This window comes from Ferroplasma sp. Type II, assembly GCF_000496155.1.
Map to the genome: position 1 here is coordinate 57620 of NZ_KI542734.1, position 8155 is coordinate 65774.

Consider the following 8155-nt stretch of genomic DNA (forward strand, 5'->3'; position numbering starts at 1 on the left):
AAACTTCACGTTATTAACATTAACAATTTGCCGTATGGCCTATTTGGAGCATCAGTGAAATCAACAATCTTCAATGTAACTATACATATTAATGGCGTCCCTATTTTGCTGTACATCATGTACCCTCAATATGTCAACTCCGTTCCGGTTAAGGTAAATTGATGTGGCTATTGTTCCACCAAGCCTGTCTTCAATACTGCTTCCCGTTAGCTTTCCTATAAATCCCTTTCTTGAAGTCCCAAAGAGTGTATCGAATCCAACGAAAAATGACCATGGAGACTTTAGTATATCCATATTCCCACGGAAATCTTTGGAAAAACCAATTCCTGGATCAATAATTATGTTTTCAGGTTTTATTCCTCTTTTAATCATTTCATTTGTTTTTTCATAAAAATACTGATTTACCTGAAAATAAAGATTGTCATAATGGGTATAATTTCCCATATTCTGTGGATTTCCCCTCATATGCATTACAACACACTTTACATTGCGATTAACAGCCAGATCTATCATTCTTGGCTCCGAAAAACCAGAAATATCATTAATGTAATCTATGCCGTATTCCATTGCCCGGGATACTGTATAGAAATGCCTGGAATCAAGGGATACAGGGATGCCTGATACGGACTTTATATATTCTATGGCCCATTTGATTCTTTCAAACTCTATCTCGGGATCGACCTCTGTACTCCCGGGTCTTGTGCTCTCGCCTCCAACGTCTATTATATCTGGTTTCATGTCTATCATTTTGTCTACTATTTCCTGATTTTCAATTCTTGACCCACTGAAAAAGGAATCTGGTGTTGCATTGAGTATTCCCATGACCAGTGAGTTTTTATTTTCGATTTTTTTTTCAACATTTCTGGAAATTATATCCTCATACCCTTCAAAAAGATGGTTCCTGGCATAAAACTCTGTTAAAAGGCTTCTTTCAAATTTAACAGAATTGAAATTGAATCTCTTTCCATTAATCATTACTTCTCCACTGGCTGATTCCTCATAAACATCTAAATAATGTCTATCCCTGCTGTCTGGAAATACCAATTCCATAAATCAAGATTATACATTAAAGGTATTAATCACTTTCATTCCACTTCAGTGTACATTGCTTCCCAGATGTTTCTACGGAGTCTCTGCGCCTGGTTTTCGGAAGGAGAATTGTAATAAATAATTCAGATTCTAATATGAATAATACTTTATAATAAAAATAATAAAATTTTGATATTTGTGCACTGTACATTGGCCTGTCCAAGTTGGACTTATTGAATAGAATTTTTAACAGTTATCTATATATTATATATAGAACTATATATGGTATCACATTCGATTTTAGGCAAAGTTAATATACAGTATCCATAATATTATAAATTGAATAACCTTATAAATCTAAATGCAATAAGGTCTGTTTACTTTAAAGAGGAATTAATATGGCAACAAGTAACATGGAAATGGCAAAATTAAGAAGCAGGGCATATGTAAAAATAGATGAGCTATCCAGGGCAATCAGCAATGGCTTGAGCTTGCAGAATAGGAAGATGGGAGTGGAGGAATCAGAGTCCTCTGCTGAGCATATTATTAATTTTTTTGGGTATAGTACAAGAGTCATTGACAATATGCTTGAACCAGAAGACCGCGATGTTTTCTATACAATGGAAGACCTTGGAATACTGGAAACTGAAAGAGAGGAAACAACCCTTTTTGACGGAAGGGAATGGCGGATTCATTACTGGATACTCAATGTTTTGCGTGTTCTTGAACTTTCAGAAATGCAGCTGAGCAACACAGTGGAACATGACGGTAGATTTGACATTTACAGCGAAATACCGGATGAGTACTGGAAAGCTAGCGAATAAGGCAGGTAGAGTTAGCTATGCATATTGCGATTTTAGACAGAGAACGGTGTCATCCAAAAAAGTGCAATCATGAGTGCAGATATTACTGCCCACCGGTCAGAAGCGGATCAAAAACTATAGAATTCCCAGGTGAAGCAGATGATTTTCCATTAATAACTGAATCACTATGCATAGGATGCGGCATATGCGTTAACCGGTGTCCCTTCGGCGCAATAAAGATAGTAAGTGTTCCTGATGAATTGAACAAGGATACTGTGCATCAGTACGGAATAGATTCATTCCGGCTATATTCACTCCCTGAACTTGGTAGTGGCAGGGTAAATGCCATTCTTGGTCAGAATGCCCTGGGAAAAACAACAACAATGAACATACTTTCCGGAGTGCTTGTGCCGAATTTTGGGAACATTGAAAAAAAGAACGATAAGGATTATGTCATAGAACGATTTTCAAAGAGCATTATGGGACAATATTTCCGGGATCTTTATGGGGGGACTAAAAAGGCTGTCCTGAAAAACCAGTATGTTGATCTCATACCGAGAGTTACCAGTGGTACAGTAAGAGAAATAATGAAGAATAATGACCATGGCAACATGGATATTATTGTAGATGAACTTGCCATGAAAACATCTCTCGACAGAGATGTAAAGGACCTTTCCGGGGGTGAACTGCAGAAACTTGCCATAGGAATTACACTGATGAAGGATGCAGATATATACCTGTTTGATGAAGCCTCATCCTATCTGGATATCAATGAACGTATACGGGTATCGGATATAATAAGAAAACTTTCCCAGTCAAAAATAGTCATGGTTGTGGAGCATGACCTTGCCATACTTGATAAGATGGCTGATCAGATTAACCTGGTATACGGAAGCCCGGGGGCATATGGAGTCATTACAAAGGAGAAAAGCACCAATAAGGCTATAAATGCATTTCTCTCTGGATATATTCGTGAAGAAAATGTTAGAATACGGCCAACATCCATAGATTTTACGGTAAAATCAAGTAAAAGAACATCGGTAACAACAAGAATAACATCATGGACCGCAATGGAAAAAAGTTATGGAAATTTCAATCTGAACATCGGGGAAGGCTACATAAACAGGGAGGAAATAATAGGTGTGCTCGGCCAGAATGCCCTGGGAAAAACTACCTTTGTAAAGATCCTTTCTGGAGTTGTAAAGCCAGATTCAGGTGCTGTGGAAAATGAGCTCAGAATAGCATATAAGCCACAGTATATATCTACAGATTACGATGGAACTGTATATGAATTGCTGTCAAACGCACTGAAAGAGCATATGGAGGATGTATTCATCAAGAATGAAATACTGTCTCCAATGAATATTTCTGAACTCTATGTCAAATACATAGGAGACCTTTCAGGCGGTGAACTTCAGAGAACATCCATAGCATTAACCCTCGCTACAGATGCAGATCTGTATTTAATTGACGAACCATCAGCACATCTGGATTCGTCATACAGGATGAACGTTGCAAAGATAATAAGGCGTGTAATGGAAAACAATAAAAAAAGTGCCATAGTAGTTGACCATGACATATACCTTATAGACCTAATTTCTGATGCACTCATAATCTTCAAGGGAGAACAGGGGATATCAGGAAATTCCATGGGGCCGATGGATATGAGAGAAGGAATGAATATGTTTCTGAAAGACCTTGGCATAACCTTTAGAAGGGACGAATCTACCAGGAGGCCAAGGATAAATAAACTAAATAGTGCACTGGACCGCCAGCAGAAAGTTAGTGGTGAATATTACTACATGAAATAATTTTTAATTTAATGAATAAATGTTTACTGGTAAATAATTTCGAAAAATAACATTTAAATAATTTAAAATAATTAAGTGTTATGGTTCAGGAGAAGTGGGTAGCATTATCAAATACCACAATGGGAGTATTGATGGCTACCATAAATATGAGCATTTTAATTATAGCATTGCCTGCAATATTCACCGGAATCAAGCTTAATCCCCTGGAACCAGGGTCTTTCGTTTATCTTCTCTGGATATTAATGGGTTATATGATAGTAACTGCAGTGCTGCTTGTTACCATCGGACGGCTTTCAGACATTTTTGGCCGGGTAAGGCTGTTCAATCTTGGCTTTGCAATATTCACCTTAGGTTCAATACTCCTTTACCTCACACCAGGCAAAGGGAACACAGGGGCACTGGAGCTTATAATTTTCAGGATAGTCCAGGCTGTAGGCGGATCATTCATATTTGCCAACAGTTACGCCATAATTACGGATAATTTTAAGAAAGAGGAACGTGGTTTTGCATTAGGAATAAACGCCATTGCTGCCACAGCGGGAATGAGCATAGGAATTGTGGTTGGCGGGGTTCTTGCCACGATTAACTGGAGATATATATTCCTTGTTAGTGTACCCGTGGGAATAGTGGGTACAGTATGGTCATACCTGAAGTTAAAGGAAACATCCCCAAAAATAAAGCAGAGATTGGATATACCCGGAAATATCACCTTTGCTGGTGGTCTTATTATACTGCTGGTAGGGGTTACCTACGGCATAGCGCCATATAAGTCCAGTGCTATGGGATGGGGAAATCCATGGGTAAGAGTAGCATTGATAATCGGCATGGCACTTCTGGTACTTTTCCCCTTTGTGGAGAGAAAGGTAAAACAGCCAATGTTCAATCTAAGTCTCTTCAAAATTAGGGGTTTTACTGCCGGAAGCTTTGCCGGTATGATATCCAGCATGGGTATGATGGGCTTTATGTTTATGGTAATCATTCTTTTCCAGGGTATATGGCTCCCAGTACATGGTTACCATTATGCTTCTGTACCTTTCTGGGCTGGTATATACATGCTTCCCATGACTGTTGCAATGGGCATATTCGGTCCAATAGCCGGCAAATTATCGGATGGGCATGGACAGAGATGGATAGCATCATTCGGGCTTATAATTTCCGGAATTGCACTCCTCCTTCTTGTACTACTGCCTGCTGATTTCATATATATATTCATGGCCATATTGCTGTTCCTTTTTGGAGCCGGTATGGGAATGTTTACAGCACCAAACACCTCGGCGGTTATGTCCTCAGTACCACCTGAAGTAAGGGGGGCTGCCTCAGGTATGCTTTCCACACTGAGAAACGTGGGTACAACTGCCAGCATGGGGATATTTTTTACCATACTGATACTGGGATTAACTACAACACTGCCACATACACTTTCATCTGCTGTATACGCTGCTGGTGGTGGAGGAACCCTTGCAACAGAAATGTCAAAACTTCCTCCAACAGAAGCAATATTTGGGGCGCTTCTGGGCATAAACCCGGCTAAAGTAATATTGGGGCTTTTGCCTGCTTCTGCTATATCTTCAATACCACATAGTGCAATAGTCACAATGACTGCCAGGACATGGTTCCCCACAATCTTTGCCCCGGCTTTCATGAAATCACTTCATATTGTATTCTATGCGGGAGCTGCAATAGTATTTGTGGGTGCAATAATATCCATATTCCGTGAGCCTTTGAAAAAATCAAGGGCAGAGAAAGTGGATAAACCATCTACAGTTGACAAATCCGAATTGTCGGATAAGGCAGTAAAAATGAAAAGATGATAACATGGACAAAACATTAACTATATGGTCGTTGCTGGATAGTATACTGAGTGAATACGGGGCCAGAATAAAAGATAGTCTTTCGGATCTATCACTAAGCCTGACAGATTCAAAAATACTGCGCCTTGTCAGTTCCGAACCGAAGAATATGAAGTATCTTGCAGACACGCTTTCACTTGCAAAAGGTTGGGTCACAGATATTACTGATGGCCTTGAAAGCAAGAATCTGGTAAAACGTGTGCACAGCAGCCAGGACAGGCGTGTAATCAATATTGAAATAACGGAGGAAGGCCTAAAAACTTATCATAAAATAGAGCAAATTATAAAGGGAATTATCTACGATTCAATTTCATCACTTCCAGAGGATGATATAAATCAATTGGCAACTATACTGGAAAAAATAAATATGAAACTTAAAGATCATTCATAGGATATTAATGGCTTGATAAAATTTTTCTTTCCAGAGCTGAACAGATCGCCAATGTCATTAATACTTATTGTATAGTCTTCCATTCCAGCATAATCTATTAGCCCCGAACTTATCATATTAATGGCCTTTCTCATTGTGTATGGATTGATAAAATCCCCAAATATTGATATTTCCTTACTGTATATCCTATTGGAATCAATATTTACATTTTCTCCCGGAGGATAAACTGAAAATGCAAAGATCTTTCCAGAGGGTGAAACCATATCGATGGTTTTTGAAAGTATGCTGTTATCTCCGGTGGCTTCAACCACAAGATCAGACTTTCCGATTATCTGGCTTTTCATTAAATCATCTATGTTTGTGTATATCATATCTGCACCGTATTTCTTTGCTAACTTATTTCTTACTGGATTTCTACCCATGACATATATAGGGTAATACCCCATACCCTTCAAAATCTGTAAAAACGTCAGGCCAATGAAGCCTGTCCCCAGGATAACAGCAGAACCGCCCAGATGAACATATGTGGTTTCAAAGGCATGTACTATACAGGCCACAGGCTCAGTCATTGCTGCTGCCTCAAAGCTCATATTGCTGGGAATTTTATAAACTACCTTTTCAGGTACAGTAACATATTCTCCGAAACCACCGGGATAATTAATTCCTACGCTTCTCATGTTTTCACAAAAATTTTCCTTTCCTTCCTTGCAATACTCGCAATGCCCGCATGTAATATTGGGATCTACCACAACATGGTCTCCGGGTTTAACTGAAGTAATGTTTTTCCCAGTTTTGCTGACAATCCCACTCATTTCATGTCCAGGGATTACTGGATATTTAACCGCAAGATGCTTTCCGTGATATGCGTGGAAATCAGTTCCGCATATACCACAGGCCACAGTCCTTATCTGTATCTCTTCCTCACCGGGTTCCTTAGCCTTCATGTCTATTAACTCAAGCTTTTCTGGCTCCCTTAAAATAAAAGCTCTCATTATTTTTAATTGTATAATACATATTATAATTTTTGCCGAAATTCCCAGAACAATGCCCAACTCTGAATCCATTCATGTCGACCAAGTTGTTTACAAATCTTATGAAAATTATATATTATTGCCAAGGAAGAGCAAATAGAATCATTTAGGCAGGAAGCTAATAATCGCTATTAGTTGCAAACAGTACAAACACAGATATTATATATCATCTTGCTGGCAACACATAAAGGTACTGTATGAAAACCACGGCATATTAACAATATCTGTAAAATACAGGAAATTATTCAGGATATGTGTGTATGCTACACCAAATCTATTTTCCTAAAATATTCATCTATGCCTGTGATATTGCATAGGTTCTCACACGAATCTTTTACTGTTTTTCATACATTATCAATTACATTACCGGATAAAGGTGAAATGGTAAGACAAACATTTATATATAGTCAGACGTTTACATTATTATGCACCGTAGATATATTACATTTATATCCCTGCTGGTTGTAGCAATGTTTTCAATAATGCCCTTATCACAACTATCTTCTCCCTCTATTGCAATTGATTCAAATTCTCCAAATAAAATCAATCCATCTGTATCAAATGGATTATTAGGTGAGGTTGTAAATTCATGGCATGTATCAGGCAAAACATGTGCACCATCATCAGCAAGCATAGAGAGTGCAATTACACTTAAGATAGATGTAACATCATTCTCAGAATCAAGTGGTGCAGGTGATACAGCACTGTACTTTATTGTATCAGGAGTAAATGTCCATACAGTCTATATTGGCGGTACCGGTGTATATACCTATACATGGGATGTAAACTCTATGCCTGGCAATATTAATTTCCATGCAGAATACCTTTCAGGATCAGAATTCTATTCAATGCATTCCATGGCACCAAAGCCATCAGTATTCTTCCATAATTCATATTCCACATTCGGGAATTCAAACATACATGTTGAGAAGTACATGAATGAGATGGGCTATGACGGGAATAATACCGTATACTTATCTAATATATGCCACCAGCCTACATATGGGATATACCATAATATTAACATGCCTGAAACATCATCAACAGGCAATATTAATGGACTTAATAATACAATAATAGGAAATACGGCATATAGGGAATCTGATAATGGGCAGCATTTGTGCATACAGTTTAATATGACTGCAGCAGGTGGGGGAAACATTAGATGTGCCAGAGATTGCAATGGATTATCCACATCATCATACCCTTCAAAGGTGGTGTTCTCAATACACACTTCCAA

General features: G+C 38.3%; 7 protein-coding genes. 5 read left to right on the top strand and 2 right to left on the bottom strand.

What is annotated here, in order from left to right:
• Positions 1-60: 60 nt before the first annotated feature.
• Complete coding sequence (gene folP / locus AMDU4_RS08430) at positions 61-1050, bottom strand: dihydropteroate synthase (protein WP_021787557.1); 990 nt, start codon at positions 1048-1050, stop codon at positions 61-63.
• Between the two features lie 377 nt (positions 1051-1427).
• Here folP and AMDU4_RS08435 point away from each other — a divergent pair, with 377 nt between their 5' ends.
• From AMDU4_RS08435 to AMDU4_RS08450, 4 genes are all read left to right on the top strand, one after another.
• Positions 1428-1853: a DUF6015 family protein gene (locus tag AMDU4_RS08435; RefSeq protein WP_021787558.1), complete on the top strand. Its 426-nt coding sequence runs from the start codon at positions 1428-1430 to the stop codon at positions 1851-1853.
• Positions 1854-1870: 17 nt separating this feature from the next.
• Positions 1871-3643, top strand: a complete 1773-nt coding sequence (locus AMDU4_RS08440; protein ID WP_021787559.1) for a ribosome biogenesis/translation initiation ATPase RLI — start codon at positions 1871-1873, stop codon at positions 3641-3643.
• A gap of 80 nt (positions 3644-3723) precedes the next feature.
• Entirely contained in the window at positions 3724-5454 is a 1731-nt protein-coding gene (locus tag AMDU4_RS08445) for an MFS transporter (protein WP_021787560.1), read from the top strand.
• A gap of 4 nt (positions 5455-5458) precedes the next feature.
• Positions 5459-5884, top strand: a complete 426-nt coding sequence (locus tag AMDU4_RS08450; RefSeq protein WP_021787561.1) for a MarR family winged helix-turn-helix transcriptional regulator — start codon at positions 5459-5461, stop codon at positions 5882-5884.
• Here the strand turns inward: AMDU4_RS08450 and AMDU4_RS08455 are convergent.
• A complete protein-coding gene (locus AMDU4_RS08455) occupies positions 5875-6876 on the bottom strand; it encodes an alcohol dehydrogenase catalytic domain-containing protein (RefSeq protein ID WP_290704705.1) in 1002 nt (333 codons plus the stop codon). The genes AMDU4_RS08450 and AMDU4_RS08455 overlap by 10 nt on opposite strands.
• Before the next feature lie 464 nt (positions 6877-7340).
• Between AMDU4_RS08455 and AMDU4_RS08460 the strand changes: the two genes are divergently transcribed.
• Positions 7341-8155 (top strand): hypothetical protein (locus tag AMDU4_RS08460; protein WP_290704709.1); only part of this gene is annotated, 815 nt, incomplete at its 3' end.

Bases quoted from the DNA above. Each gene is read 5' to 3' on its own strand.
- folP (WP_021787557.1), bottom strand. From the start codon at position 1,050: ATGGAATTGGTATTTCCAGACAGCAGGGATAGACATTATTTAGATGTT.
- AMDU4_RS08435 (WP_021787558.1), top strand. From the start codon at position 1,428: ATGGCAACAAGTAACATGGAAATGGCAAAATTAAGAAGCAGGGCATAT.
- AMDU4_RS08440 (WP_021787559.1), top strand. From the start codon at position 1,871: ATGCATATTGCGATTTTAGACAGAGAACGGTGTCATCCAAAAAAGTGC.
- AMDU4_RS08445 (WP_021787560.1), top strand. From the start codon at position 3,724: ATGGTTCAGGAGAAGTGGGTAGCATTATCAAATACCACAATGGGAGTA.
- AMDU4_RS08450 (WP_021787561.1), top strand. From the start codon at position 5,459: ATGGACAAAACATTAACTATATGGTCGTTGCTGGATAGTATACTGAGT.
- AMDU4_RS08455 (WP_290704705.1), bottom strand. From the start codon at position 6,876: ATGAGAGCTTTTATTTTAAGGGAGCCAGAAAAGCTTGAGTTAATAGAC.